Source organism: Fundidesulfovibrio butyratiphilus (genome assembly GCF_054657235.1).
This window is the reverse complement of record NZ_BAAHXA010000003.1, coordinates 348,259-371,357: the sequence shown is the minus strand read 5'-3', so window position 1 is coordinate 371,357 and position 23,099 is coordinate 348,259. Positions and strand designations below refer to the sequence as shown.

Annotated in this window: 36 protein-coding genes; 35 read left to right on the top strand and 1 reads right to left on the bottom strand. The window is 56.6% G+C overall.

Annotation, left to right across the window (positions count from 1 at the left end; genetic code table 11):
* Positions 1-20 precede the first annotated feature (20 nt).
* The 35 genes from fusA to ACYQ01_RS17575 all read left to right on the top strand — a co-directional run bounded on the left by fusA (position 21) and on the right by ACYQ01_RS17575 (position 22,263).
* Positions 21-2,093 (top strand): elongation factor G, encoded by a 2,073-nt coding sequence (fusA, locus tag ACYQ01_RS17745; protein WP_459935156.1) that lies wholly within the window; start codon positions 21-23, stop codon positions 2,091-2,093.
* 9 nt (positions 2,094-2,102) lie between these two features.
* Entirely contained in the window at positions 2,103-3,296 is a 1,194-nt protein-coding gene (gene tuf, locus ACYQ01_RS17740) for an elongation factor Tu (protein WP_459935155.1), read from the top strand.
* A gap of 4 nt (positions 3,297-3,300) precedes the next feature.
* A complete protein-coding gene (gene rpsJ, locus ACYQ01_RS17735) occupies positions 3,301-3,609 on the top strand; it encodes a 30S ribosomal protein S10 (protein ID WP_459935154.1) in 309 nt (102 codons plus the stop codon).
* Positions 3,610-3,629: 20 nt separating this feature from the next.
* On the top strand, positions 3,630-4,265 hold the full coding sequence (gene rplC / locus ACYQ01_RS17730) for a 50S ribosomal protein L3 (protein WP_459935153.1): 636 nt from the start codon (positions 3,630-3,632) through the stop codon (positions 4,263-4,265).
* 3 nt (positions 4,266-4,268) lie between these two features.
* Positions 4,269-4,889: a 50S ribosomal protein L4 gene (gene rplD / locus ACYQ01_RS17725; protein ID WP_459935152.1), complete on the top strand. Its 621-nt coding sequence runs from the start codon at positions 4,269-4,271 to the stop codon at positions 4,887-4,889.
* Positions 4,890-4,891: 2 nt separating this feature from the next.
* Positions 4,892-5,182 carry a 50S ribosomal protein L23 gene (gene rplW, locus ACYQ01_RS17720; RefSeq protein WP_459935151.1) on the top strand — a complete coding sequence of 97 codons (291 nt, stop codon included), beginning with the start codon at positions 4,892-4,894 and terminating at the stop codon, positions 5,180-5,182.
* 3 nt (positions 5,183-5,185) lie between these two features.
* Positions 5,186-6,016 carry a 50S ribosomal protein L2 gene (gene rplB, locus ACYQ01_RS17715; RefSeq protein ID WP_459935150.1) on the top strand — a complete coding sequence of 277 codons (831 nt, stop codon included), beginning with the start codon at positions 5,186-5,188 and terminating at the stop codon, positions 6,014-6,016.
* Between the two features lie 10 nt (positions 6,017-6,026).
* A complete protein-coding gene (gene rpsS, locus ACYQ01_RS17710) occupies positions 6,027-6,308 on the top strand; it encodes a 30S ribosomal protein S19 (RefSeq protein WP_459935149.1) in 282 nt (93 codons plus the stop codon).
* 12 nt (positions 6,309-6,320) lie between these two features.
* Positions 6,321-6,656, top strand: a complete 336-nt coding sequence (gene rplV / locus ACYQ01_RS17705; protein ID WP_459935148.1) for a 50S ribosomal protein L22 — start codon at positions 6,321-6,323, stop codon at positions 6,654-6,656.
* 5 nt (positions 6,657-6,661) lie between these two features.
* Positions 6,662-7,303, top strand: coding sequence for a 30S ribosomal protein S3 (gene rpsC / locus ACYQ01_RS17700; protein WP_459935147.1), 642 nt, complete (start codon positions 6,662-6,664; stop codon positions 7,301-7,303).
* Entirely contained in the window at positions 7,303-7,716 is a 414-nt protein-coding gene (gene rplP, locus ACYQ01_RS17695; protein ID WP_459935146.1) for a 50S ribosomal protein L16, read from the top strand. Before rpsC ends, rplP begins: the two co-directional genes overlap by 1 nt.
* A gap of 2 nt (positions 7,717-7,718) precedes the next feature.
* Positions 7,719-7,916 carry a 50S ribosomal protein L29 gene (gene rpmC, locus ACYQ01_RS17690; protein WP_459935145.1) on the top strand — a complete coding sequence of 66 codons (198 nt, stop codon included), beginning with the start codon at positions 7,719-7,721 and terminating at the stop codon, positions 7,914-7,916.
* A 4-nt stretch (positions 7,917-7,920) separates the two neighbouring features.
* Positions 7,921-8,181, top strand: coding sequence for a 30S ribosomal protein S17 (gene rpsQ / locus ACYQ01_RS17685; protein WP_459935144.1), 261 nt, complete (start codon positions 7,921-7,923; stop codon positions 8,179-8,181).
* Positions 8,178-8,546: a 50S ribosomal protein L14 gene (gene rplN, locus ACYQ01_RS17680; RefSeq protein ID WP_459935143.1), complete on the top strand. Its 369-nt coding sequence runs from the start codon at positions 8,178-8,180 to the stop codon at positions 8,544-8,546. The genes rpsQ and rplN overlap by 4 nt, the downstream gene beginning before the upstream one ends.
* 13 nt (positions 8,547-8,559) lie before the next feature.
* Positions 8,560-8,883 carry a 50S ribosomal protein L24 gene (gene rplX / locus ACYQ01_RS17675; protein ID WP_459935142.1) on the top strand — a complete coding sequence of 108 codons (324 nt, stop codon included), beginning with the start codon at positions 8,560-8,562 and terminating at the stop codon, positions 8,881-8,883.
* Between the two features lie 11 nt (positions 8,884-8,894).
* Positions 8,895-9,434, top strand: coding sequence for a 50S ribosomal protein L5 (gene rplE / locus ACYQ01_RS17670; RefSeq protein ID WP_459935141.1), 540 nt, complete (start codon positions 8,895-8,897; stop codon positions 9,432-9,434).
* A gap of 12 nt (positions 9,435-9,446) precedes the next feature.
* Entirely contained in the window at positions 9,447-9,632 is a 186-nt protein-coding gene (locus ACYQ01_RS17665; RefSeq protein WP_459935140.1) for a type Z 30S ribosomal protein S14, read from the top strand.
* A 12-nt stretch (positions 9,633-9,644) separates the two neighbouring features.
* Positions 9,645-10,028, top strand: a complete 384-nt coding sequence (gene rpsH / locus ACYQ01_RS17660; protein WP_459935139.1) for a 30S ribosomal protein S8 — start codon at positions 9,645-9,647, stop codon at positions 10,026-10,028.
* Positions 10,029-10,041: 13 nt separating this feature from the next.
* Entirely contained in the window at positions 10,042-10,581 is a 540-nt protein-coding gene (rplF, locus tag ACYQ01_RS17655; RefSeq protein WP_459935138.1) for a 50S ribosomal protein L6, read from the top strand.
* Between the two features lie 11 nt (positions 10,582-10,592).
* A complete protein-coding gene (rplR, locus tag ACYQ01_RS17650) occupies positions 10,593-10,952 on the top strand; it encodes a 50S ribosomal protein L18 (RefSeq protein WP_459935137.1) in 360 nt (119 codons plus the stop codon).
* Positions 10,953-10,965: 13 nt separating this feature from the next.
* Entirely contained in the window at positions 10,966-11,457 is a 492-nt protein-coding gene (gene rpsE, locus ACYQ01_RS17645; RefSeq protein WP_459935136.1) for a 30S ribosomal protein S5, read from the top strand.
* Positions 11,458-11,460: 3 nt separating this feature from the next.
* Positions 11,461-11,637: a 50S ribosomal protein L30 gene (rpmD, locus tag ACYQ01_RS17640; protein ID WP_459935135.1), complete on the top strand. Its 177-nt coding sequence runs from the start codon at positions 11,461-11,463 to the stop codon at positions 11,635-11,637.
* Entirely contained in the window at positions 11,637-12,095 is a 459-nt protein-coding gene (rplO, locus tag ACYQ01_RS17635) for a 50S ribosomal protein L15 (RefSeq protein WP_459935134.1), read from the top strand. Before rpmD ends, rplO begins: the two co-directional genes overlap by 1 nt.
* Before the next feature lies 1 nt (position 12,096).
* The gene (secY, locus tag ACYQ01_RS17630) at positions 12,097-13,410 is read left to right on the top strand and encodes a preprotein translocase subunit SecY (RefSeq protein WP_459935133.1); all 1,314 of its coding nucleotides are present in this window, start codon (positions 12,097-12,099) and stop codon (positions 13,408-13,410) included.
* 2 nt (positions 13,411-13,412) lie between these two features.
* Positions 13,413-14,180 carry a type I methionyl aminopeptidase gene (gene map, locus ACYQ01_RS17625; RefSeq protein ID WP_459935132.1) on the top strand — a complete coding sequence of 256 codons (768 nt, stop codon included), beginning with the start codon at positions 13,413-13,415 and terminating at the stop codon, positions 14,178-14,180.
* Between the two features lie 37 nt (positions 14,181-14,217).
* Positions 14,218-14,331 carry a 50S ribosomal protein L36 gene (gene rpmJ / locus ACYQ01_RS17620; RefSeq protein ID WP_459935131.1) on the top strand — a complete coding sequence of 38 codons (114 nt, stop codon included), beginning with the start codon at positions 14,218-14,220 and terminating at the stop codon, positions 14,329-14,331.
* Positions 14,332-14,346: 15 nt separating this feature from the next.
* Entirely contained in the window at positions 14,347-14,718 is a 372-nt protein-coding gene (gene rpsM / locus ACYQ01_RS17615; RefSeq protein ID WP_459935130.1) for a 30S ribosomal protein S13, read from the top strand.
* A 33-nt stretch (positions 14,719-14,751) separates the two neighbouring features.
* Entirely contained in the window at positions 14,752-15,138 is a 387-nt protein-coding gene (rpsK, locus tag ACYQ01_RS17610) for a 30S ribosomal protein S11 (RefSeq protein ID WP_459935129.1), read from the top strand.
* A gap of 18 nt (positions 15,139-15,156) precedes the next feature.
* Positions 15,157-15,783, top strand: coding sequence for a 30S ribosomal protein S4 (rpsD, locus tag ACYQ01_RS17605; protein ID WP_459935128.1), 627 nt, complete (start codon positions 15,157-15,159; stop codon positions 15,781-15,783).
* A 9-nt stretch (positions 15,784-15,792) separates the two neighbouring features.
* Positions 15,793-16,836, top strand: coding sequence for a DNA-directed RNA polymerase subunit alpha (locus ACYQ01_RS17600; protein ID WP_459935127.1), 1,044 nt, complete (start codon positions 15,793-15,795; stop codon positions 16,834-16,836).
* Positions 16,826-17,209, top strand: a complete 384-nt coding sequence (rplQ, locus tag ACYQ01_RS17595) for a 50S ribosomal protein L17 (protein ID WP_459935126.1) — start codon at positions 16,826-16,828, stop codon at positions 17,207-17,209. Before ACYQ01_RS17600 ends, rplQ begins: the two co-directional genes overlap by 11 nt.
* 99 nt (positions 17,210-17,308) lie before the next feature.
* A complete protein-coding gene (locus tag ACYQ01_RS17590; protein WP_459935125.1) occupies positions 17,309-18,238 on the top strand; it encodes a selenium metabolism-associated LysR family transcriptional regulator in 930 nt (309 codons plus the stop codon).
* Positions 18,235-19,281 carry a selenide, water dikinase SelD gene (gene selD / locus ACYQ01_RS17585; RefSeq protein WP_459935124.1) on the top strand — a complete coding sequence of 349 codons (1,047 nt, stop codon included), beginning with the start codon at positions 18,235-18,237 and terminating at the stop codon, positions 19,279-19,281. Before ACYQ01_RS17590 ends, selD begins: the two co-directional genes overlap by 4 nt.
* 126 nt (positions 19,282-19,407) lie before the next feature.
* Positions 19,408-19,803 carry a hypothetical protein gene (locus tag ACYQ01_RS17580; RefSeq protein ID WP_459935123.1) on the top strand — a complete coding sequence of 132 codons (396 nt, stop codon included), beginning with the start codon at positions 19,408-19,410 and terminating at the stop codon, positions 19,801-19,803.
* A gap of 396 nt (positions 19,804-20,199) precedes the next feature.
* Positions 20,200-22,263: a methyl-accepting chemotaxis protein gene (locus tag ACYQ01_RS17575; protein ID WP_459935122.1), complete on the top strand. Its 2,064-nt coding sequence runs from the start codon at positions 20,200-20,202 to the stop codon at positions 22,261-22,263.
* 133 nt (positions 22,264-22,396) lie between these two features.
* Here the strand turns inward: ACYQ01_RS17575 and mobA are convergent, their stop codons facing one another.
* Complete coding sequence (gene mobA, locus ACYQ01_RS17570) at positions 22,397-22,996, bottom strand: molybdenum cofactor guanylyltransferase (RefSeq protein WP_459935121.1); 600 nt, start codon at positions 22,994-22,996, stop codon at positions 22,397-22,399.
* Positions 22,997-23,099 lie beyond the last annotated feature (103 nt).

The window sequence follows — 23,099 nt, the reverse complement described above, 5'->3', positions numbered from 1 at the left end:
AGCTTGCCTGGAGAATTATTGTGTCCAAACACGTACCCGTAGAGCGCCAGCGCAATATTGGCATCATGGCCCATATCGACGCGGGCAAGACTACCACAACCGAACGCATACTCTTCTACACCGGCGTCTCGCACAAGATCGGCGAGGTGCACGATGGCCAGGCCACCATGGACTGGATGGTGCAGGAGCAGGAGCGCGGCATCACCATTACTTCCGCCGCCACCACCTGCTTCTGGCGCGACCATCGCATAAACATCATTGATACGCCGGGCCACGTGGACTTCACCATCGAGGTCGAACGCTCGCTTCGAGTGCTCGACGGGACGGTGGCCGTGTTCGACGCGGTGGCGGGTGTCGAGCCCCAGACCGAGACGGTTTGGCGCCAGGCAGAGCGCTACCGCGTGCCCCGCATGTGTTTCGTCAACAAGATGGACCGCGTTGGGGCCGATTTTTTCCGTTGCGTCCAGATGGTCAAGGATCGCCTGGGGGCCAAGGCTGTTCCCCTGCAGATCCCCATCGGCAGCGAGGACGTGTTCAAGGGCGTCGTCGACCTCATCACCGGCAAGGCCTTCGTGTTCGATGACCTGAGCAAGGGCAAGGAGTACGTCATCACCGATGTTCCCGCCGAGCTCAAGGATCAGTTCGACGCCCTGCGCCTGGAGATGCTTGAAGCCATCGCCGAGGAAGACGAAACGCTCATGGAGAAATACCTGGGCGGCGAGGAGCTCACGCCGGACGAGATTCGTAACGGCGTGCGCAAGGCCACCATCGGGCTCTCCATCGTGCCGGTTCTGTGCGGTTCGGCCTTCAAGAACAAGGGCGTGCAGCCCCTGCTCGACGCGGTGGTGGATTACCTCCCCTCGCCGGTGGACATTCCGCCGATTGTCGGCTCCGATCCCTCCGACGAGAACCACAGCATCGAGTGCCCCTGCGACGTCAAGCGTCCTCTGGCCGCGCTGGCTTTCAAGCTCATGAGCGATCCGTTCATCGGTCACCTGACCTTTCTTCGCCTGTACTCGGGCAAGATCGAGTCCGGCATGACGGTGCTCAACGCAGCCACCGGAAAGAGGGAGCGCATCGGCCGTTTGCTCAAGATGCACGCGAACAAGCGTGAGGAGATCAAGGAAGCCCTGGCCGGCGACATCGTGGCCGCCGTCGGGCTGAAGCTGACCTCCACGGGCGAAACGTTGTGCGATGAAAAGGCCCCTGTGGTTCTGGAGTCGCTCAATATTCCCGAGCCGGTCATCGAAGTGGCCATCGAGCCCAAAACCAAGGCCGACCGCGACACCCTGTCCCAGGCGCTTGTCAAGCTGGCCAAGGAAGATCCGTCTTTCCGGGTCAAGAGCGACGAAGAGTCGGGCCAGACGCTCATCGCCGGCATGGGTGAGCTGCACCTGGAAATCATCGTCGACCGCCTTATGCGCGAATTCGGGGTCAACGCCAATGTGGGCGCTCCCCAGGTCGCGTATCGCGAGACCATCACCAAGGCGGTCAAGTACGATAATCGTTACGTCAAGCAGACCGGTGGTCGCGGCCAGTACGCTCACGTTGTGCTTGAAGTCGAGCCCAAGGAAGACGGTGGATACGAGTTCGTCAACTCCATCGTCGGCGGCGTGATCCCCAAGGAATACATCCCCGCCGTGGACAAGGGCATTCAGAACGCCATGAAAAGCGGTGTCATCGCCGGCTTTCCTTTGGTGGACGTCAAGGTCAACCTGGTGTTCGGCTCCTACCACGAGGTGGACTCCTCCGAGCAGGCCTTTTTCATCTGCGGTTCCCAGGGCTTCAAGGAAGCCTGCCGGACTGCCGCTCCGGTTCTGCTCGAACCCATCATGAGTGTGGAAGTCGTCACGCCCGAGGAATACTTGGGTGATGTCATGGGCGATTTAAACGGGCGCCGCGGCCGTGTGACCAACCTGGAGGCCAGAACGACTTCTCAGGTCATCAAGTGCCATGTGCCCCTGTCGCAGATGTTCGGCTACGCCACGGACCTTCGGTCGCGCACCCAGGGTCGGGCCACCTTCACCATGCAGTTCGACCACTACGAGCGCGTTCCCGGCAATTTGGCCGAGGAAATCATCAAGAGAAAATAGAGGATCACCATGGGCAAGGCCAAATTCGAGCGCAACAAGCCGCACGTAAACATCGGCACCATCGGTCATATCGACCACGGCAAGACCACGCTGACGGCCGCCATCACCAAACTGTCGCACATGCGCGGGTTTGGCGAATATGTCGCTTTCGACCAGATCGACAAGGCGCCTGAAGAAAAGGAACGCGGCATCACCATCGCCACGGCCCACGTGGAATACCAGACCGCGACGCGCCACTACGCGCACGTGGACTGCCCCGGTCACGCCGACTATATCAAGAACATGATCACCGGCGCGGCGCAGATGGACGGCGCGATCCTGGTGGTGGCCGCCACGGACGGTCCCATGCCCCAGACCCGTGAGCACATCCTGCTCGCTCGTCAGGTCGGCGTGCCGCACCTGGTGGTGTTCATGAACAAGGTCGACCTGGTGGACGATCCCGAGCTCCTGGAGCTGGTCGAGCTGGAAGTGCGCGAGTTGCTCACGAAATACGGCTACCCCGGCGACGACATCCCGGTGATCAAGGGCTCCGCCCTGAAGGCCCTGGAGTCCGACGACCCCAACAGCCCCGACGCCGCCCCCATTTTCGAGCTTCTCGACGCCTGCGACTCGTACTTCCCCGAGCCGGTGCGTGACATCGACAAGCCCGTGCTGATGCCCATCGAAGACGTGTTTTCGATCTCCGGCCGCGGCACCGTGGTGACGGGTCGTGTGGAGCGCGGCATCATCAAGGTCGGCGACGAAGTGGAGATCGTGGGCATCAAGGACACGGTCAAGACCACCTGCACCGGCGTGGAAATGTTCCGCAAGATCCTGGACCAGGGCCAGGCTGGCGACAACGTGGGCGTGCTGCTTCGCGGCATCAAGCGCGAAGACGTGGAACGCGGCCAGGTTCTGGCCAAGCCGGGCTCCATCAAGCCGCACCGCAAGTTCAAGGCCGAGGTGTACGTGCTCTCTAAGGAAGAGGGCGGTCGTCACACCCCGTTCTTCTCGGGCTATCGCCCGCAGTTCTACTTCCGCACCACGGACGTGACCGGCGTGGTGACCCTTGCCGAAGGCGTGGAAATGGTCATGCCCGGCGACAACGCCACCTTCATGGTGGAACTCATCGCGCCCATCGCCATGGAAACCGGTCTTCGCTTTGCCATCCGCGAGGGCGGCCGCACCGTCGGCGCCGGCGTGGTGACCGAGATCATGGAGTAAAACAATGAACAGCGACCGTATCCGCATCAAACTCAAGGCGTACGATTACCGCATACTCGACAAGGCCGTGGCCGAAATCGTCGATACCGCGCGCAACACCGGCGCGGGCATTGCCGGCCCCATCCCCTTGCCGACCAATATTCACAAGGTCACTGTCAACCGTTCGGTTCACGTGGATAAGAAGTCCCGCGAGCAGTTCGAGATGCGCGTGCACAAGCGCCTCCTCGACATCCTGGAGCCGACTCAGCAGACCGTTGACGCCCTGGGCAAGCTTTCCTTGCCCGCCGGTGTCGACGTGGAAATCAAGCTTTAGAGGGAAAAGGGGATAGTACCATGGCCCGCAAAACCCTTGGCATCATCGGCCGCAAGGTTGGCATGACCCGTCTTTTCGGTGACGACGGCGCTGTCGTCCCGGTGACGGTCATCGCCGCTGGCCCCTGCCCGGTGATGCAGATCAGGACCCAGGAGAAGGACGGCTACACCGCCTTGCAGATCGGGTACGAGGACCTGGAAGAGAAAAGGCTCAACAAGCCTGACAAAGGCCATCAGGCCAAGGCTGAAAAGGGCTTTTATCGCATATTGCGTGAAATCCGCCTTGAAGCGGTTGATGGCTACGAAACCGGTCAGGAGCTCACTGTCGAGATTTTTACTCCTGGTGAGAAGATCAAAGTGACCGGCACCTCCATCGGCAAGGGCTACCAGGGCGTCATGAAGCGCTACGGCTTCGGCGGTCTCAAGAAGACCCACGGTACCGAGAAGGCCCATCGTTCCGGTGGCTCCATCGGTCACAATACCGAGCCTGGCAAGGTCATGAAGAACAAGAAAATGGCCGGCCACATGGGCGACCGCACCGTCACCGCCATTAACGTTGAAGTGTTCGACGTGAGGCCCGACAAGAACCTCATTCTGGTCAAAGGCCAGATTCCCGGGCACAAAAACGGCCTGGTGATGATCCGCAAGCAGGGGTAAGTCATGGCAAACGTCACGGTTTTCGATCAGTCCAAGAAAGAAGTGGGCGTCATGGAACTGGCCCCCGAGGTTTTCGAGGTGTCCGTTCGCCCTGAGATCCTGCATTTGGTGGTTCGGTCCCAGCTTGCCGCGAAGCGTGCCGGCACCCACAAGGTCAAGACCCGTTCCTTTGTGTCGGGCAGCGGCGCCAAGCCCTGGCGGCAGAAAGGCACCGGCCGGGCTCGCTCGGGCGCCAAGCGCTCCCCGGTGTGGCGCGGCGGCGCGGTGGTGCATGGCCCCCAGCCTCGCGACTACAGCTTCAAGGTCAACAAGAAGATCAAGGCGTTGGCTCTCAAGATGGCCTTGACTTCAAAGCTTTCCGGTGAAAACTTGCTTTTGGTGGACAAGCTTGAACTGCCCGAAGCCAAAACGAAACTTTTCGCCGGAGTGGCCGGAACCCTGGGCCTGAAAAAAGCCTTGATCGTACTGGCCGATTCCAATAACACTGTTGAGCTTTCCGCCCGTAACATTCCTGGCATCAAGGTCGTCCGTCAGGATATGCTCAACGTCTACGACGTGCTCGGCCATCAGCAGTTGGTGATGGTGCAGGGCGCGGCGCAAGCCGTTCAGGAAAGGTTGAAATAGCCATGAGCTACGCGAACATTCTGTTAAAGCCGCTTATTTCGGAAAAGGCCACCCGGGCCAAAGAAGAGGCCAATCAGGTCATCTTCTATGTCGCCTCCAAGGCCAACAAGCTCGAAATCAAGCAGGCCGTCGAGGAGGCCTTCAAGGTGAAGGTCACCGAGGTGAACGTGATTCGCCGTCAGCCCATGGTTCGCCGTCGCCATGGCCGGGCCGTGGGCCGCATCGCTGGATACAAAAAGGCGTATGTCACCCTGGCTGAAGGCGACAAGATCGATTTATTCGAGGGAGTCTAAGCCATGGCCGTGCGTACGCTCAAACCCACTTCGGCCGGTCGCCGTTTTCAGACCGTTTCCGCCTTTGACGAGATTACCGCGTCCGCTCCGGAGCGCAGTCTCACCGAAGGTCTGAACAAGAAATCCGGTCGCAACAATCAGGGCCGCATCACATCGCGTCGTCGCGGCGCGGGAAACAAGCGCCGGTATCGCGTGATTGATTTCCGCCGCGACAAGGTGGGCATTCCGGCCAAGGTTGCTTCCATTGAGTACGACCCCAACAGGTCCGCTCGTATCGCCCTCTTACACTATGTTGATGGCGAGAAGCGTTACATTCTGGCGCCGGTTGGCGTGAAAGCCGGTGACGTCGTTTTGTCCGGCGATACCGCCGACATTAAGCCCGGCAACGCCTTGCCCATGGTGAAAATGCCTGTGGGCACGCTGCTGCACAACATTGAGATGACCCCGGGTCGGGGTGGACAGCTCTGTCGCGCTGCCGGCACGTATGCCCAGCTCATCGCCAAGGAGGGCAAGTACGCTCTTCTTCGTCTGCCTTCCGGCGAAGTGCGCAACGTGCTTGCTGCCTGCATCGCCACGGTGGGACAGGTGGGCAACGTGGATCACGAAAACGTGTCCATCGGCAAGGCTGGTCGCAATCGCTGGCTTGGCCGTCGTCCCAAAGTTCGCGGCGTTGCCATGAACCCGGTCGACCATCCGTTGGGCGGCGGTGAAGGCAAGAGTTCCGGCGGCCGTCATCCCGTGTCTCCGTGGGGTGTCCCGACCAAGGGCTACAAGACCAGAAATCGCAAGAAGGCTTCGTCGCGCCTGATCGTCAAGCGGCGCAATGCTAAGTAGGAGCTCAAACATGCCCCGGTCTCTTAAAAAAGGTCCGTTCGTGGATGGCCACGTGCTGGCCAAGGTGGAAAAGGCTAACGAAACGCAGGATCGACGCGTCATCAAGACGTGGTCGCGCCGGTCCACCATCCTGCCCGAAATGGTTGGGCTGACGTTTGCCGTGCACAACGGCCGCAAGTTCATCCCGGTATTCGTGTCCGAAAACATGGTCGGGCATAAGCTCGGAGAATTCGCGCCCACGCGCACCTTCCACGGGCACGCCGCCGACAAGAAGACCAAGGCCAAGAGGTAAGGGACCAAGCCCATGGAAGCCAAAGCCATAGCGAAATTCATTCGGGTTTCTCCCCAGAAGGCCCGCTTGGTGGCCAACACCATCAAGGGGCGCGGCATTGAAGAGGCCATGAACATCCTGAAGTTCACGCCCAAAAAGGCCGCCCGGATTATCGGGAAGGTGCTGCACTCGGCCCTGTCCAACGCCGAGCAGATGTCCGCCGACGTGGACCTGCTCAAGGTCAAGGACGTCATCGTCAACCAAGGCCCCACCGCCAAGCGCATCATGCCGCGCTCCATGGGTCGGGCCAATCGAATCCTCAAGCGCACCAGCCACATCACCGTGGTGGTCGAGGAAGAGAAGGAGTAGGGGCCATGGGTCAGAAAGTCCACCCGTACGGCTTCCGCCTGGGCTACAATAAGAACTGGAACTCTCGCTGGTTTGCCAAGAAGGAATATCCAGCCTTCGTCTACGAGGACAACAAGATTCGCAAGTTCGTGAAGTCCTCTTTGTATCATGCGGGAATTTCGCGGATTGAGATTGAGCGCGCGGGCGGCAAGATCAAACTCATCATTCATACTGCGCGTCCTGGCATTGTCATTGGTCGCAAAGGTACCGAGATCGAGAAGGTTCGCACCGATCTACGTAAACGTTTTGGGCGTGAGTTCGCTGTTGAGGTGAACGAAATCCGCCGGCCCGAGATCGACGCCCAGTTGGTTGCCGAGAATATCGCGCTGCAATTGGAACGCCGCGTGGCTTTTCGTAGAGCCATGAAGCGCACGGTGGGCTTGGCCCGCAAGTTCGGAGCGGAAGGCATCAAGGTTGGATGCGCCGGCCGTCTGGCCGGGGCCGAAATCGCTCGCTCGGAATGGTACCGCGACGGTCGCGTCCCTTTGCATACCCTGCGCGCGGATATCGATTACGGCCTGGCCACAGCCAAGACCACCTATGGCGTCATCGGTGTGAAGGTGTGGATCTTCAAGGGCGAGATTCTTTCGAGTGAGGTTGAACAATAATGCTCTCTCCCAACAGAACGAAATTCCGCAAGCGTCAGAAAGGACGCCTGTCTGGACCCGCCACTGGAGGAGCCACCGTGGCCTTTGGCGATATCGGTCTTAAGGCCCTCGAGCATGGCAAGCTGACTAGCCAGCAAATTGAGGCCGCTCGTGTCGCCATCATGCGCCATATCAAGCGCGGTGGGAAAGTCTGGATTAGAATTTTTCCTGACTTCCCCGTCACGTCCAAGCCCGCTGAAGTCCGCATGGGGTCCGGTAAGGGCGCCCCGGTGGGGTGGTGCGCTCCTGTAAAGCCTGGTCGTATCCTGTACGAAGTGAAAGGCGTCGATCTTGATGTTGCTGTCGAAGCGTTGATCAGGGCTCAGCATAAGCTGCCCATCAAGACCAAGATCGTGACCAAGGAGTTGTCGTAGCCATGCTCACCTCCAAGGAACTTCGCGAACTCGACGGCACCAAGCTTGGCGAAAAGCTTGCTCAGACTCAGGACGAACTTTTCAAGCTTCGCTTTCAACACGCCACCGGACAGTTGGAAAAAACTCATCGTTTGAACGAGCTCAAAAAAGACGTAGCCCGTATCCAGACGGTGATGAACCAAAAGCAAGGCGGCAGGTAGAACTATGGACGAACACAAGAGCAATCGCCGGACGCTGACCGGCATCGTGGTTTCCGACAAGGGCGACAAGACCATCGTCGTGCGTGTCGAGACCCTGGTCAAGCACCCCCTGGTGAAAAAGTACATCCGCCGCCGTAAGAAATTTATGGCTCATGATCCGCAGAATGAATGTGGCATGGGCGACAAGGTGCAGATCATCGAGCATCGCCCGCTGTCGGCTCGCAAGCGCTGGCATCTGGTCAAGATCATGGAGAAGGCGAAATGATCCAGGTTGAGACTGTTCTCGACGTGGCCGACAACTCGGGCGCCAAAAAGGTTGCCTGCGTGAAGGTGCTTGGCGGTTCGCGCCGTCGGTATGCGAGCGTGGGTGACATTATCGTGGTGTCCGTGAAGGAGGCCATGCCCCATTCCAAAGTCAAGAAGGGGCAGGTGATGAAGGCGGTGATCGTGCGCACCAAGAAGGAAGTTGGGCGCGCTGATGGCACCTATATCAAGTTCGATAACAATTCGGCCGTGCTGCTCACAGCGCAGCTCGAACCGGTGGGCACCCGCATTTTCGGCCCTGTGGCGCGCGAACTTCGCCTGAAGAACTTCATGAAGATTGTTTCGCTCGCTCCCGAAGTGCTTTAGAAGGCCTTGAATTATGAAAAAGTTTCGCATCCGCAAGGACGACAAGGTCATGGTCATCGCGGGGAAGGATAAGGGCAAAATCGGCAAGATTTTGAAGATTCTTCCTAAAAGCGACCGTGTTCTGGTGGAAAAGGTGAACATGGTCAAACGTCATACCAAGGGCAACCCCTATTCCGGTCAAGCCGGCGGGATTGTGGAAAAAGAAGCTCCGCTTGCTGTTTCCAACGTGGCCCTTGTTTGCGACGCCTGCGCCAAACCCACCCGAGTGGGGTATCGCTTCACGGAAGACGGCAAAAAAGTCCGCTTCTGCAAGAAGTGCAACCAGGTAATCAGCTAAGGGAATTCACAATGACTCGCCTCGAACAGCTTTACTCCGAAAAGGCCGTGCCGGCCTTGCAAAAGGAGTTCGGGTACAAGTCGCCCATGCAGATTCCCAAGTTCAAGTTCATTTCGTTGAACATCGGACTTGGCGAAGCCTCGCAGAACAGCAAGCTCATCGACGAAGCCGCGAAAGAGCTTACCGCCATCGCCGGCCAGAAAGCGGTGGTCACCAGGGCAAAAAAGTCCATTGCCGCTTTCAAGCTACGTGAAAATCAGCCGGTTGGTTGCCGGGTTACATTGCGCCATGACCGCATGTGGGACTTTTACGACAAGCTCGTGAATTTCGCCCTGCCGCGTGTGCGTGACTTCCGGGGGGTTCCGGACCGCGGTTTCGACGGTCGTGGGAACTTTACCCTGGGCATCAAGGAACATACTATTTTCCCTGAAATCAACATCGATCGTGTCGAGTTGGTCAAGGGTATGAACATCACCATCGTCACCACTGCCCAGACGGACAAAGAAGGCAAAGTCCTGCTTGATCTGCTTGGCATGCCGTTTCGAAAGTAGGAGGATACGACCGTGGCTCGCACTGCTCTCATGGTCAAAGCCCGGCGCAAGCCGAAGTTTTCCACACGGGCGTACAATCGCTGCCCCATCTGTGGGCGTCCCAGGGCTTTTCTGCGCCGGTACGGCATTTGCCGCATTTGCTTTCGCAATATGGCCCTGGCGGGCGAGCTGCCGGGCGTCCGGAAATCGAGCTGGTAGGAGGAGGCCCACATGTCCGTGACCGATCCCATCGCCGATATGCTGGCCCGAATCCGCAACGCCTATCATGCGCTGCACAAAAGCGTGGCCATGCCGCACTCCCGGATGAAGGAGTCCATGGCCGGCATTTTGAAGGATCAGGGCTATATCGATGATTTTCAAGTGGCCGAGCGTGATCTTGTGATCACCCTCAAATACGCCAAAGGCCGTCCCCTTATTGCGGGACTGAAACGCGTGAGCAAGCCTGGTCGTCGCATTTATGTCGGCGCTCAAGAAATTCCTCGCGTTCAAAATGGCCTGGGCATCTGCATCCTCTCTACGTCGAAGGGCGTCATGGACGGTTTGACCGCCAGGCATGCCAACGTCGGCGGTGAGTTGCTCTGCGAAATCTGGTAAGAGGACCACGCTCATGTCGCGCATCGGCAAGAAAGAGATACCCATTCCCGCCGGGGTCGAAGTTAAGATCAACGGCGAAATGGTCGAAGTCAAAGGCCCTAAAGGTTTGCTGACCACACCGACGCACCCGAAAATTTCTTATGCGATTGAAGGGAGCGTTCTTCGGGTCGGTCGCCTTGACGAAACCCGCTTGGCTCGAGCGCAGCACGGTTTGCGCCGTACGCTGTTGGCCAATTGCATTGATGGCGTCACCAAGGGATTCAGTAAAACCCTTGAAGTCATTGGTGTGGGCTACAGAGTTCAGGTTGCCGGCAAGAGCGTGGTGCTCACGGTCGGTTTTTCCCACCCTGTGGAATACAACCTGCCTGCCGGAATAGAAGCCAAAGTCGAAGGCAATAAATTGATATTGTCCGGTATCGACAAGCAGCTTCTTGGCGAAGTCGCTGCCCGCTTGCGTCGGGTGCGTCCGCCTGAACCCTTCAAGGGCAAGGGCATCAAGTACGAAAACGAACAGATTCGCCGCAAGGCCGGCAAATCCGGCGGCAAGAAGTAGGGGAAGAGAAAATGAAACAAACTAAACTTCTCCAGCGTAAGCGCCGCAAGATTCGGATCCGCAAGAAAATCAACGGTACCGCCGATCGGCCTCGATTGGTCGTCTATCGCTCGAACATGCATGTGTACGCGCAAATCGTTGACGACTTGACCGGAAATACCTTGGTGTCTTCCTCCTCTCTTTGTCTGTCCAAGACAGGTGAAAAGGTTGCCGCCAACAAGGACACCGCGACCAAGGTTGGCCGCGATGTGGCCGCCAAGGCCAAGGAAAAAGCCATTGAGGTTGTGGTTTTCGACCGCAACGGTTACCTCTACCATGGCTGCGTCAAGGCGTTGGCCGAAGGCGCCCGTGAGGGCGGTCTGAAATTCTAACGGGGCTCACAACATGGACCAGTCTGAACTGACCCAAATCGAGAAGATCGTGTACTTGAACCGCGTGGCCAAGGTTGTCAAAGGTGGCCGCCGGTTCAGTTTCAGCGCCCTGGTGGTGGTGGGCGATGGTAAGGGCTCCGTGGGCTACGGCCTGGGGAAGGCGAACGAGGTCCCTGAAGCCATTCGCAAGGCGACCGACCAGGCCAAAAAAACCATGATCAAAATTCCTTTGCTGGATGGAACGTTGCCATATCAGGTTCTCGGCCAATTCGGTGCCGGCAACGTGATGCTCATTCCGGCCTCCAAGGGGACTGGCATTATTGCAGGCGGTCCTGTTCGTGCCGTCATGGAGGCTGTTGGCGTGCATGACGTGCTCACCAAGGCCATCGGCACCAATAACCCGCACAATGTGCTCAGGGCCACCATCGCCGGTCTCGCTTCGCTTCGCAGCGCGGAGCAGGTGAGCGAACTGCGCGGCAAAGCCCTGGAAACTCCGAGGAAATAAGCCATGTCCTCTCAAGTGAGCGTGAAGCTCGTCAAGAGCAAGATCGGCTGCACTCCCAAGCAGAAGGCCACCCTGGAAGCGCTTGGACTCAAGCGCATCCGGCAGGAAAAAGTTCTGCCTGATTCTCCTGCCGTCAGGGGCATGATTTTCAAGGTTTCGCACCTGGTAGAGGTGAAATAATGCAACTGCATGAACTCTATCCTTTTCCTGAAGAGCGTAAAAATCGCAAACGCATCGGTCGCGGTCGTGGATCGGGATCCGGTTGCACCGCTGGAAAGGGAAACAAGGGGCAAAATTCACGCGCTGGCGGAGGGGTTCGTCCCAGCTTCGAAGGCGGCCAGATGCCCATTCAGCGTCGTCTTCCCAAGCGTGGATTCAAGAACCCTTTCAAGGTCGTGTATGCTCCAGTAAATCTTGAAAGACTTATTGAAGCTTTTCCCAATACAACCGATATTACGCTGGACGCGATTTATGATCGCGGAATTATCGCTCGCGGAGCCTTGGTCAAAGTCCTTGGCCAGGGTGAACTGACGCAGGCGATGACCATTGAAGCGCATAAGTTCAGCGCGTCGGCGCTCGAAAAAATCGCTAAGGCCGGTGGACAGGCCAAGTCCCTGGAAAGCGTGACGGAAGGTTAACGTGGCCCTGCAAGGCGTCGAGAACCTGGCCCGGTTGCCCGAGCTCAAAAAGAAGATCCTTTGGACCTTCTTTTTGCTCGCGGTTTACCGCATTGGCATCCATGTCCCCGTCCCTGGGGTGGACACCGCTGCTTTGGCCGATTTCTTCGAAAACACCAAGAATACTCTTTTTGGCCTTTTCGACATGTTTTCCGGTGGCGGTTTGAATAAACTGTCCATTTTTACTTTGGGTATCATGCCCTACATCTCTTCATCGATTGTTTTGCAGCTTTTAACTGTCGTCAGTCCCGAACTGGCGCGGCTGCAAAAAGATGAAGGGGCTCAGGGGCGGAAAAAGATCACTGAGTACACTCGGTACGGCACGGTGCTCATTACTGTGGTTCAGGGACTCGGTATTGCTGTCGGATTGGAAAGTATGTCCAGTCCCACGGGAGCACCGATTGTCATTGAACCTGGTTGGATGTTCAGAATCATGACCGTGATCACGTTGACCGCTGGGACAGTGTTCCTTATGTGGTTGGGTGAACAAATCACGGACAAAGGCATTGGCAACGGTATTTCGCTCATCATTTTTGCTGGTATCGTTGCTGGTCTGCCTCGGGCCATTATCAATACTTTCCAGCTCATGGGAGCTGGTGAAATGAGCCCGTTACTCGTATTATTGTTGGTTGTTGGAATGGGTGCGGTCATGGTCTGCATCGTGTTCATAGAACGCGGGCAACGGCGCATTCCAATTCAATATGCAAAACGGATGGTTGGTCGGAAGATGTATGGCGGGCAAACGACGCATTTGCCGCTTCGTATTAATACTGCCGGCGTTATTCCTCCGATTTTTGCCTCTTCAATACTGCTTTTCCCGGCAACAATTGCCAATTTTTATCAGGCGGAGTGGGTTCATACTGTCTCAGAACTCTTCAATCCTGGTTCCGTCCTGTATAATATACTGTTTGTGGCTATGATTATCTTCTTCTGTTATTTTTATACGGCGATCATTTTTGATCCCAAGCAGATTACGGATAACATCCGCAAACAGGGGGGATTTGTCCCCGGAATTCGCCCTGGGCAAAAGACCAAGGAGTATCTTGACAAGGTTCTTGCTCGTTTAACCCTGTGGGGCTCGCTCTACATCTCTGTAGTGTGTGTCTTGCCCATGTTGCTCATCTCACAATTCAATGTTCCGTTCTATTTTGGTGGAACGAGCATTCTGATCGTAGTTGGCGTGGCCATGGATTTCATGTCGCAAATTGAATCCTACATGATTTCACGCCAGTATGAAGGATTGTTGGCCAAAGGCCGGATCAAGGGCAGGCAATAGATTTGAAGAAGTATCGCGGTGTTTTCATCAAGAACGATGCCGAAATTAAGGCTATGCAAGGAGCCGGCAGGATTGTTGCCATCATTCTTGATGCTTTGCGTGATGCGGTTCGTCCTGGTGTAAAGACCATCGAGTTCGAAAGAATTGCTTGCGAGCTTTGCGACAAATACAAAGTGAAGCCCGCTTTTAAGGGCTACCTTGGGTATCCTTTTGCCTTGTGTTGCTCCGTGAATGAAGAAGTCGTTCACGGTTTCCCGGGGGAAAGGGTCCTTGTCGACGGCGACATCGTCAGTTTCGATATGGGAGTAGTCTGGGATGGTTTTTTTGGTGATTCAGCGATCACGGTTCCCGTTGGAAAAGTTTCCGATGCGGTTACGAACCTTTTGAAGGTCACCGAAGAATCTCTTTATCAAGGTATTGAGCAGGCCAAGGCCGAGGGAAACCTCTACGACATTTCCTTGGCGGTGCAAAAATATGTTGAAAGCCATGGGTACTCTGTTGTAAGGCGCTTCGTTGGCCATGGAATCGGGCGTCGGTTGCACGAAAAACCTGAGGTTCCAAATTTTGTCCCTCAAGGTGCCCATTCCGTGACCCTGAAGCCTGGAATGACTTTGGCTATTGAACCCATGGTGTGTATGGGCGCTCCCGAGGTCGATATCCTGGCTGACAAGTGGACGGCTGTCACCCGAGACCGCAGCCTTTCCGCTCATTTTGAACATTCGGTAGTGGTGACGCCTCACGGCCCCAAGATTTTAAGCCTGCGCTCCTAGAGCGTGGGGCATACCCATTTCCTTCTGGGAGAACAGTATGAAAGTGCGGCCTTCGGTCAAGAAGTTGTGTCCAAAATGTAAGATCATTCGGCGTCATGGCGTTCTGCGTGTGATCTGTGAAAATCCCCGGCACAAACAGCGCCAGGGATAAACGAGGGAGAGTACAGTGGCCCGTATTGCTGGAGTCGATCTTCCCAGGAATAAGCGCATGGATATCGCCCTGACCTATATTTTTGGAATTGGGCGGACTACGGCGCTGAAAATTCTGGATGCCACCGGAGTGGAGTGGACCAAGAACAGCGATGACCTCTCCCCCGAGGAGACGAACACCATCCGCAAAGAGATCGAAGCCAACCACAAGGTTGAAGGCGATCTGCGGCGTGATGTGACCGCAAACATCAAGCGGCTCATGGATATCGGTTGCTACCGGGGGCTTCGCCACCGCAAGGGGCTTCCGGTTCGTGGTCAGCGCTCCCACACCAATGCCCGTACCCGTAAGGGACCGCGGCGTTCCGTGATGGCCAAGAAAAAGAAGTAACAGCGCGTCGCGCTTTGATGAAAGGACGATACAATGGCTAGACCACGCCGCACCGGCAAGAAAGAAAAAAAGAACATTCCGGTTGGCATTGCGCATATCAAGGCTTCTTTCAACAACACCATCATTACCTTTACGGATCTGAAAGGGAATGTGGTAAGTTGGGCCACCTCCGGAGCTTCCGGCTTTAAAGGTTCGCGCAAGTCGACTCCCTTTGCCGCCCAGGTCGCTGCCGAGACTGCCGCCCGCAAGGCCCAGGACAATGGTATGCGTACTGTCGGTATTTTTGTGAAAGGGCCCGGTTCTGGTCGTGAAGCCGCCATGCGCGCCATTAACGCCGCTGGCTTCAAGGTGAGCTTCATTCGCGATGTCACCCCCATTCCCCATAATGGCTGCCGTCCTCCCAAACGGCGCCGGGTCTAGGTTTCAGGAGGCTATCAAGTGGCTCGTTATACCGGCCCCAAATGCAGGTTGTGCCGCCGGGAGGGCGTGAAGCTTTTTCTCAAAGGCGACCGTTGCTTTACCGACAAGTGCGCACATGAACGTCGTCCTTACGCTCCCGGTCAACATGGCCGTATTCGTAAAAAGATGAGTGATTACGCTGTTCAGCTTCGTGAAAAGCAAAAAGCTCGTCGTGTTTACGGTGTGCTGGAATTGCAATTCCGCGGTTATTTCGAACATGCCGAGCGGCAGCAGGGCGTTACCGGCGCAAATCTGCTGATTCTGCTTGAGCGTCGTTTGGACAACGTGATTTATCGTATGGGATTTGCCAATTCCCGCGACCAGGCCCGTCAGCTTGTACGTCACGGCTTGTTCACGCTTAATGGCCGCCGTGTGACCATTCCGTCCATGCAAGTGCGTGTGGGCGATATGATCGAGGTTCGCGAAAAGAATCGCAAGTCTCCGGTGGTTCAGGAAGCCCAGCAAGTTATCGCGCGTCGTGGCTGTCCGACATGGCTGGAAGTGGATGGCGCGGCTTTCAAAGGCAAAATGATCGCAATGCCTAGCCGCGAAGACATTCAACTGGCTGTCAACGAACAGCTCATTGTCGAGCTGTACTCCAAATAAGAGGGCTCAATGCTTATCCGTAACGGCGATAGGCTTATCAACACACGCAATTGGTCTGAACTGGTACGCCCTGAAAAATTGGTGCGGGATCCCAAATCCAGTTCGACCTATGGCCGTTTCTCCTGCGAACTGCTTGAACGCGGCTTTGGCACTACGCTTGGCAACGCGCTTCGGCGGGTTCTTCTGTCTTCGTTGCAGGGAGCGGCAATCGTGTCGGTGAATATCGAAGGGGTTCACCACGAATTCACCACCATTCCTGGGGTCATTGAAGATGTCACGGACATCATGCTCAATTTGAAGCAGATCCGTTTGGCCTTGTCGACGGAAGATACGCAACGCCTTTCTCTTTCCGTGGACAAGGTTGGCGTTGTCACTGCTGGTGACATTCAAGCCAATCAAAATGTGACCATTCTTGACCCCGAACAAGTCATTTGCACCATCTCTTCCCAGCGCGAACTGAAGATGGACTTCGAGATTCGCATGGGGAAAGGGTATGTGCCGGCCGACATGCATGAAAACATCGGGCAAGAGATTGGCCTTATCGCCTTGGACGCGAGCTTTTCTCCGGTGAAAAAGGTGGCCTACACCGTCGATCAGGCCCGTGTCGGTCAGATGACAAACTATGACAAGCTCATCATCGACGTTTGGACAGACGGCTCGGTCACACCAGAGGATGCCATTGCCTACAGCGCCAAGATTCTGAAGGATCAGCTTTCGGTATTCATCAATTTCGATGAAAAGGAATCCGAAACGGAAGGCGCGCGCGGTGGTGATGATTCTGACTTGAATCCGAATCTTTTCAAGAGCATCGACGAACTGGAACTTTCCGTTCGGGCCACCAATTGCCTGAAGAGCGCCAATATCTCCCTGGTGGGCGAACTCATGCAGCGCTCGGAAAACGAGATGCTCAAGACCAAGAACTTCGGCAAGAAGTCGTTGGAGGAAATCCGGCGGGTTCTTGAAGACCTTGGCCTCGATTTCGGCATGAAGCTCGACAACTTCGAACAAAAATACCAGGAATGGCTCAAGAGGAAGCAGAGCAATGAGGCATAAAAAGGGTGGCGTTAAGCTCGGAAGGACCAGCTCTCACCGCAAGGCCATGTTCCGGAACATGGCTCGGTCTCTTTTGACCTACGGCCACATTAAGACCACTGAGGCTAAAGCCAAAGAACTTCGCAAAGTTGCGGACGGGCTGGTAACGCTTGGACTTCGCGGCGATCTGCATGCACGGCGTCTTGCCTACAAGGTTTTGGAGAATCATCAACTGGTGAAAAAGCTTTTTGATGAAATCGCTCCGCGCTTTGTTGGCGCCGGCGGCGGCTACACTCGCGTGTTCAAACTGAGCATCCCCCGTGTTGGTGACTGTGCGTCCATGGCTGTCATTGAGCTCACCCGGCAGGAAGTCGCTGTTACGCCTGAAGCCTAAACGGACTTCTTTATTCGAGATACCCACAGGGAGCGGTTTCGACCGCTCCTTTTTTTTGTGTCTTTACTATCAGGGGCCATGATACTAATGATACGAGGCATGGATATCAGACGCCTCGAAGCCTTTACCAAAGTCTACGAACTTGGCAGTTTTTCCAAGGCCGGACAGGAGCTCCTTCTGTCTCAACCCACCATCAGTGCTCACGTCATCAGTCTGGAGCAGGAACTTGGCGTTCAGCTTTTTGATAGACTGGGGCGATCCATTCTTGCTACCCAGGCCGGCGAAATCTTGTACCGACACACGCAAGAGGCTTTTACTGCTCTTGAACAAGCTCGCAGTGAGATCAACCTGCTTCTTGAGCGTGTCGCCGGAGAACTAATAATTGGAGCGAGCACCATTCCTGCAACATACTTGCTGCCCGCTCTTATTGGTCAATTTCTCCGCAAGCACAAGGAAGTTCGACTGCAATTGCGTGGTGGAGATTCACAAGAAATTCTTACCGCCGTATTATCCGGACAAATTGCCATGGGCGTGGTGGGCGCTGTGAACGAAGAACCGGAGCTGCTTTTTCAAAAGTTCGCACAAGATCGTTTGCAAATCGTCGCATCACCGGCTTTCGCTGTAAAAGTACGCGAGTCTGCCTCGTCTTCTGGACCGTTACCCCTTGAACACATTGTCAAATGGCCGTGGGTTATGCGTGAACCCGGTTCCGGAACTCGAAAAGCATTCGAATCCGCATTGACAGGTGCGGGCTTTGACATTCGCAGACTCAATGTCTGTGTTCAGGCACAAACTCCCGAAACCCTTCTGCACTGTGTGGCGCATGGTGTTGGGCTTTGTTCCATTTCTTCCTTTGCTGCGGAACAATCCCTCAGGGATGGTGATCTGGTCAGCCTGGACGTGGAAGGGTTGGACATCGTCCGAAACTTTTATGCCGTTCGGCACGCAAAACGCCATGTTTTTCCCGTGTTACGCTATTTCCTTGATCATTTGAACGCCAACAAACTGCAACCGAGAGAAGAGCCATGAGTACCGAAAGACTCCTTGACTTGGTTAAAGCCGCCGGCTGAGCCGCCAAGCTCGCTCCAGGGGACCTGGAGACTGCCTTGCAGGGGCTCGAAGGCCCCACGGACGAACGCCTGCTCACAGGCCGGGGAGACAATGAAGACGCAGCCATTTTGCGCTTTCCCCCCGGAAAGGCCCTGGTGCAGACGGTGGATTTTTTTACGCCCATCGTCAACGATCCCTACCGGTTCGGTCAGATAGCCGCCGCAAACGCTTTGTCCGATGTATACGCCATGGGCGCCGTTCCCCTGGCGGCCATGAACATTCTCTGCTTTCCGTCCAAACGTCTGTCAGCCGACGTGTTGCGGGCCATCTTGGAAGGCGGACTTTCCAAAATTTCTGAAAGCGGCGCCCTTCTGGCGGGTGGGCATACGGTCGAAGACGACGAACTCAAATATGGCCTTTCGGTTTCCGGTGTGGCCGATCCAGAACACTTTGCCACCAATCGTGGTCTTGTCGCGGGGGACTTCCTGCTCCTCACCAAACCCCTGGGAATTGGTGTGCTTGCCACGGCAGTCAAAGCGCGAATGCCTGACGCCGATGAACATGAACGGGTCATTTGGGAGACGGCAGCGCGCCTCAACAGGGTCGGCGGGCAAATCATAGCCGAACTCAAACTGCGAGCCGCCACGGATATCACGGGCTTTGGCCTGGGCGGGCATCTCTTGGAAATGTCAAAAGCCTCTGGCCTGGTCATCGAAATCGATACTGCGGCACTGCCCCTTTTACCGGACGCCTTGAATTTGGCCGCTATGGGATTGGTGCCTGCGGGCAGCCACGCAAATACCCGCTATTTTGCCCCAAGGACCCTGTGCGCACCAGGGCTTGATCCCCTTCGACGCGACTTGGTATTTGATGCGCAGACATCGGGAGGCTTGATATTAGCCGTGCCGGAGGGCCTTCTTTCCTCTGCGCGCGAATTGCTTGTTGCGGGCGGAGAGCTTGCCAATGTTGTAGGTCGTGTAACGAGCGCAAAGACTGATACAGGAATGGTGATGCTTCTTTGAATCCAGTCCAGGCTCTTTTGATCCTGTGTGGTTCTGGACAGAAGTGGCAAAACGTGCGATGTTCGTTATATAAAATGCTGTGCACAATTCCCGTGACCACAGGGCGCGGCGAGGAGGAATTTTCCAATGAAACTCAATGAGAAGGTCATCTCCATGAAAGGATTTCGCAGCCAAACCGAGAACAAGGACCCTTCGTATCTGGAGCAACTCAACATCAAGACCTCTCAGGACATCAGTCGCATGGCGCTGGTGATCGCCTTATTGGCCGTTCTGGTCGCCGGGGTTTTGTTCTTCAAGGCAAATCAGAATATTGACGCCGTGTCCGCCACTGTCGCCACCTTGGATACCCGCATGGGTGAGTTGGAAAACCTGCCCGCGAAATCCAAGAAGATGGTGCTCAATACGATTATCATGGAAATGGCTCAGAAGGCTTCTTTCCTTTCCACCCAGGTCGACAACAAGGAGCAGGCGGCCAAGCTGGTTCAGGCCATGGAGTTGCTCCAGCAGTCTCGCCCCGAATAGCCTGTTTGCTTTTACCGGGTCATACCGCCGCCTCCGGGATTACCGGGGGCGGTTTTTTTATGGCGTTGTATTTTTCCTTTCCGTGTGAGCCCTTGGCGCGAAACGAGTCGATCCCGTTCTTGTGGGGAACTATCTGTTCATAGATAAGATAAACAACGAAGAACATCGAGTTTGTCGGTCGGTAAAATTTCCTCATAGGAGTTTATGCGACTTGGCCAAAAAAAAGCTTTTCTTAGGTGAACTCTTTGTATAACAGAATAGAAAAGTACAAGATATTTGTCTCAAATAGATGTCATGCATCTTTTCGTAAGGCGTAGGTACGAAAATTGTTAAAAAGAGATACATGGGAAAAGCTCTGCGCAACCCCGACGGCCTTGATGGAGGACGGAGAATAGTATGAAAGTTTCATTTTCCGTTAAATTCACGTTTTTGATCGCAATCTGTATTCTGGTTGTTAGCCTGAGTATCTTTGTTACAACATACTACTATTTGACCCAAGGTTTCGACAAACAGATCGCCCTGGAGCTTAAGGACAAGAAAAAATCCGTGCAGGCGCGGCTGGACTCCTTGATGACGCAGTCCTTGTCCGAGGCCTATCTCATGGCGTCCAACCTTCAGATCGCCCTGGACATAGAAAACCACGACACAGCGGATCTGAAGCGCATCGCCAAGCTCTTCGTCGAAAAATCCAACGCCGACTTTCTCACCATCGCCGACCTCAAGGGCGTGGTGGTGGCTCGGGGCCACTCGGACAAATCCGGCGACAGCGTGTTGAAACAGATGGCCATCCAGAACGGTTTGGCCGGCAGGGCCACCGTCGGCCTGGAAGAGGGCACGGTGGTCAAGCTTTCCGTACGGGCCGGAGCGCCCATCTATCACGGCGATACCATCGTGGGCGCGCTTTCCGTGGGGAAAAACCTGGGCACAAACGAGTTTGTGGATTCGGTCAAAAGAGACATGGGGCTGGAATGCACCATCTTCAAGGGGGACACGCGGTTCACCACGTCCCACTTGGACGGTGGCAAACGCGCCATCGGCACCAAGATCGAAAATCCCGTGGTGATGGAAGCGGTCTATACGCAGGGCAGGGAAATGGTGGCCCGCAATGCGGTTTTCGGCAGATTTTTCGACTCGGTGTACTGGCCGATCGTTACCTCGGACGGGAAACCCGGGTCCATGTTTTTCATCGGCAAAGACCGTGAAGCCATCATTCAAGCCGAGCGGGGCATTATCTTCGGCGTGGTGGGGTCGGCGTCCCTGGTGGGCCTCATCATGGTGGTGGTGGGTATCGTGTTGTCCAGGACGCTCACCAAGCCCATCATGACGGCGGTGTCCTTTGCCGACCATGTGGCGCGCGGCGAATTGGACAAAAAACTCGAGGTGCATCGCAGCGACGAAATCGGCACGCTGGCTGACGCCTTGCGCGCCATGGTTGCGGCCATAAAGGCCAAGATGGGCGAGGCCGAGCGGAAAACCCAGGAAGCCAGTGTGGAGGCCGAGCGCGCCAAGGCGGCGCGGGCCGAAGCCGATCAGGCCTTGAACAAGGCCGAGGCCGCCCGGCAGGAAGGCATGCTGGCCGCGGCCCAGACGCTGGAAGGCGTGACCTTCGGTATTGGCGAGGTGAGCCATGAGCTGGCCCGTCAGATCGAACAGACCGACGCGGACATGCACGTTCAGGAGAGCCGCACCGGCGAAGCCGCCACCGCCATGGAACAGATGAACGCCACGGTGCTCGAGGTGGCCAAGAGCGCGGCCGCGGCTGCGAATCAGGCCGGGCAGGCCAAGACCAAGGCCCAGGACGGAGAGCGGGTGGTTGGCCGTGTCGTGGAAGCCATCGGCCAGGTGGACCGGTTGGCCACCGAACTCGAATCCGACATGGTCACTCTGGGCGATCAGGCCCGGTCCATCGGCGGCATCATGGGGGTCATTTCCGATATCGCGGACCAGACCAACCTGTTGGCCCTGAATGCGGCCATCGAGGCCGCGCGAGCCGGCGAAGCGGGACGCGGTTTTGCCGTGGTGGCCGATGAAGTGCGCAAACTGGCCGAGAAAACCATGGCCGCCACCAAGGAAGTGGGCGAGGCGATACGGACCATTCAGGAGGGCACGGTCTCCAATGTGGATCGCGTGAAAAACGCCGCCGAAGCCGTCAAGCGGGCTACGGCCCTGGCGAGCGAGTCTGGCCAAGCTCTGGAAGAGATCTTCTCCCTGGTGGATGAGACCACCGGCCAGGTGCAAAGCATTGCGACGGCCGCCGAACAGCAGTCCGCTTCGAGCGAAGAAATCAACCGCATCGTTGAGGAGGTCAGCCGCATCACCGCGGCCACGGCCGGCGGCATGCGGGAGGCTGCGCAGAGCGTGATGGCGCTTTCGGATAAAGCCGAGGAACTCAAGACCATCATCGAGTCGTTTCGCGGCCAAGACCAGGCCGAGGCCGGACCGCGCGCCCTGGGCAGGTAGCAACCCGGTGCAAAATTCTCGCTGGAGGCGTTGCTGCGAAAAAACGCAACCCCTCTGGATTGTATGCTGTTGCGGCAGGTGCGCTATGGCGTAGCCACATCCTGGATGCGCGCGGCGCGTGCGCGCCAGGACGTTACGGATTGGCGCGACGCTGTTTGTTTCGCCATTCGGCCAGGTCTTCGGGAGTGTTCACGTTGAAAAAAGGTCGGCTTTCCGCCCGGGTATAGACCACATGATGCCTTCGCTCGCGCGGTATGGCGGCGGAGAGTTTCAGGCGACCCTGGTGAAGAGCTTGACGCAACAGGGGCTCGGCCTCGGGTTGGTAGACCGCCACCAGGGCCTCGATGCGTCCTGTTTCGGCCTGTTCGAACGTGGTCATCAGGGTGTCCGGTTCGCGTTCTTCCCAGGCCTGCAGCAAACGAACCAGGGTCGGGTCGTTCATGTGGGGCAGATCGCAACTGAGCACCAGGCAGGCGCATCCGAAGCGGGCCAGGGCGGTCGTCACACCGCCTAACGGACCCAATCCCGGGTAGGCGTCGGCGAACCAGGGGGCAGGCGCGCCGGAGAAGGCCGGATCGCGGCCGCTCACCGCCACCAGGGGACAGAAACGGCCGGCGAGGCGGATCGTACGGGCCAACAGCGTCATACCGTCCACCAGGAGCGCCGCCTTGTCCCGACCCAGGCGACGGCTTTGCCCCCCGGCCATGACCACGGCGACGTCCGGTGTGTTCAAAGCATTCGCCTTTGGACAGGCTTGTTCACTGCGCCGCGCCTCGGACGGTTCCGCGGGCGCGAAGCGGACCGGGAACTGGCGGAATTTTTTCATGGCCATGGAT

Bases quoted from the DNA above. Each gene is read 5' to 3' on its own strand.
- tuf (WP_459935155.1), top strand. From the start codon at position 2,103: ATGGGCAAGGCCAAATTCGAGCGCAACAAGCCGCACGTAAACATCGGC.
- rpsJ (WP_459935154.1), top strand. From the start codon at position 3,301: ATGAACAGCGACCGTATCCGCATCAAACTCAAGGCGTACGATTACCGC.
- rplC (WP_459935153.1), top strand. From the start codon at position 3,630: ATGGCCCGCAAAACCCTTGGCATCATCGGCCGCAAGGTTGGCATGACC.
- rplD (WP_459935152.1), top strand. From the start codon at position 4,269: ATGGCAAACGTCACGGTTTTCGATCAGTCCAAGAAAGAAGTGGGCGTC.
- rplW (WP_459935151.1), top strand. From the start codon at position 4,892: ATGAGCTACGCGAACATTCTGTTAAAGCCGCTTATTTCGGAAAAGGCC.
- rplB (WP_459935150.1), top strand. From the start codon at position 5,186: ATGGCCGTGCGTACGCTCAAACCCACTTCGGCCGGTCGCCGTTTTCAG.
- rpsS (WP_459935149.1), top strand. From the start codon at position 6,027: ATGCCCCGGTCTCTTAAAAAAGGTCCGTTCGTGGATGGCCACGTGCTG.
- rplV (WP_459935148.1), top strand. From the start codon at position 6,321: ATGGAAGCCAAAGCCATAGCGAAATTCATTCGGGTTTCTCCCCAGAAG.
- rpsC (WP_459935147.1), top strand. From the start codon at position 6,662: ATGGGTCAGAAAGTCCACCCGTACGGCTTCCGCCTGGGCTACAATAAG.
- rplP (WP_459935146.1), top strand. From the start codon at position 7,303: ATGCTCTCTCCCAACAGAACGAAATTCCGCAAGCGTCAGAAAGGACGC.
- rpmC (WP_459935145.1), top strand. From the start codon at position 7,719: ATGCTCACCTCCAAGGAACTTCGCGAACTCGACGGCACCAAGCTTGGC.
- rpsQ (WP_459935144.1), top strand. From the start codon at position 7,921: ATGGACGAACACAAGAGCAATCGCCGGACGCTGACCGGCATCGTGGTT.
- rplN (WP_459935143.1), top strand. From the start codon at position 8,178: ATGATCCAGGTTGAGACTGTTCTCGACGTGGCCGACAACTCGGGCGCC.
- rplX (WP_459935142.1), top strand. From the start codon at position 8,560: ATGAAAAAGTTTCGCATCCGCAAGGACGACAAGGTCATGGTCATCGCG.
- rplE (WP_459935141.1), top strand. From the start codon at position 8,895: ATGACTCGCCTCGAACAGCTTTACTCCGAAAAGGCCGTGCCGGCCTTG.
- rpsH (WP_459935139.1), top strand. From the start codon at position 9,645: ATGTCCGTGACCGATCCCATCGCCGATATGCTGGCCCGAATCCGCAAC.
- rplF (WP_459935138.1), top strand. From the start codon at position 10,042: ATGTCGCGCATCGGCAAGAAAGAGATACCCATTCCCGCCGGGGTCGAA.
- rplR (WP_459935137.1), top strand. From the start codon at position 10,593: ATGAAACAAACTAAACTTCTCCAGCGTAAGCGCCGCAAGATTCGGATC.
- rpsE (WP_459935136.1), top strand. From the start codon at position 10,966: ATGGACCAGTCTGAACTGACCCAAATCGAGAAGATCGTGTACTTGAAC.
- rpmD (WP_459935135.1), top strand. From the start codon at position 11,461: ATGTCCTCTCAAGTGAGCGTGAAGCTCGTCAAGAGCAAGATCGGCTGC.
- rplO (WP_459935134.1), top strand. From the start codon at position 11,637: ATGCAACTGCATGAACTCTATCCTTTTCCTGAAGAGCGTAAAAATCGC.
- rpmJ (WP_459935131.1), top strand. From the start codon at position 14,218: ATGAAAGTGCGGCCTTCGGTCAAGAAGTTGTGTCCAAAATGTAAGATC.
- rpsK (WP_459935129.1), top strand. From the start codon at position 14,752: ATGGCTAGACCACGCCGCACCGGCAAGAAAGAAAAAAAGAACATTCCG.
- ACYQ01_RS17600 (WP_459935127.1), top strand. From the start codon at position 15,793: ATGCTTATCCGTAACGGCGATAGGCTTATCAACACACGCAATTGGTCT.
- rplQ (WP_459935126.1), top strand. From the start codon at position 16,826: ATGAGGCATAAAAAGGGTGGCGTTAAGCTCGGAAGGACCAGCTCTCAC.
- ACYQ01_RS17590 (WP_459935125.1), top strand. From the start codon at position 17,309: ATGGATATCAGACGCCTCGAAGCCTTTACCAAAGTCTACGAACTTGGC.
- ACYQ01_RS17580 (WP_459935123.1), top strand. From the start codon at position 19,408: ATGAAACTCAATGAGAAGGTCATCTCCATGAAAGGATTTCGCAGCCAA.
- ACYQ01_RS17575 (WP_459935122.1), top strand. From the start codon at position 20,200: ATGAAAGTTTCATTTTCCGTTAAATTCACGTTTTTGATCGCAATCTGT.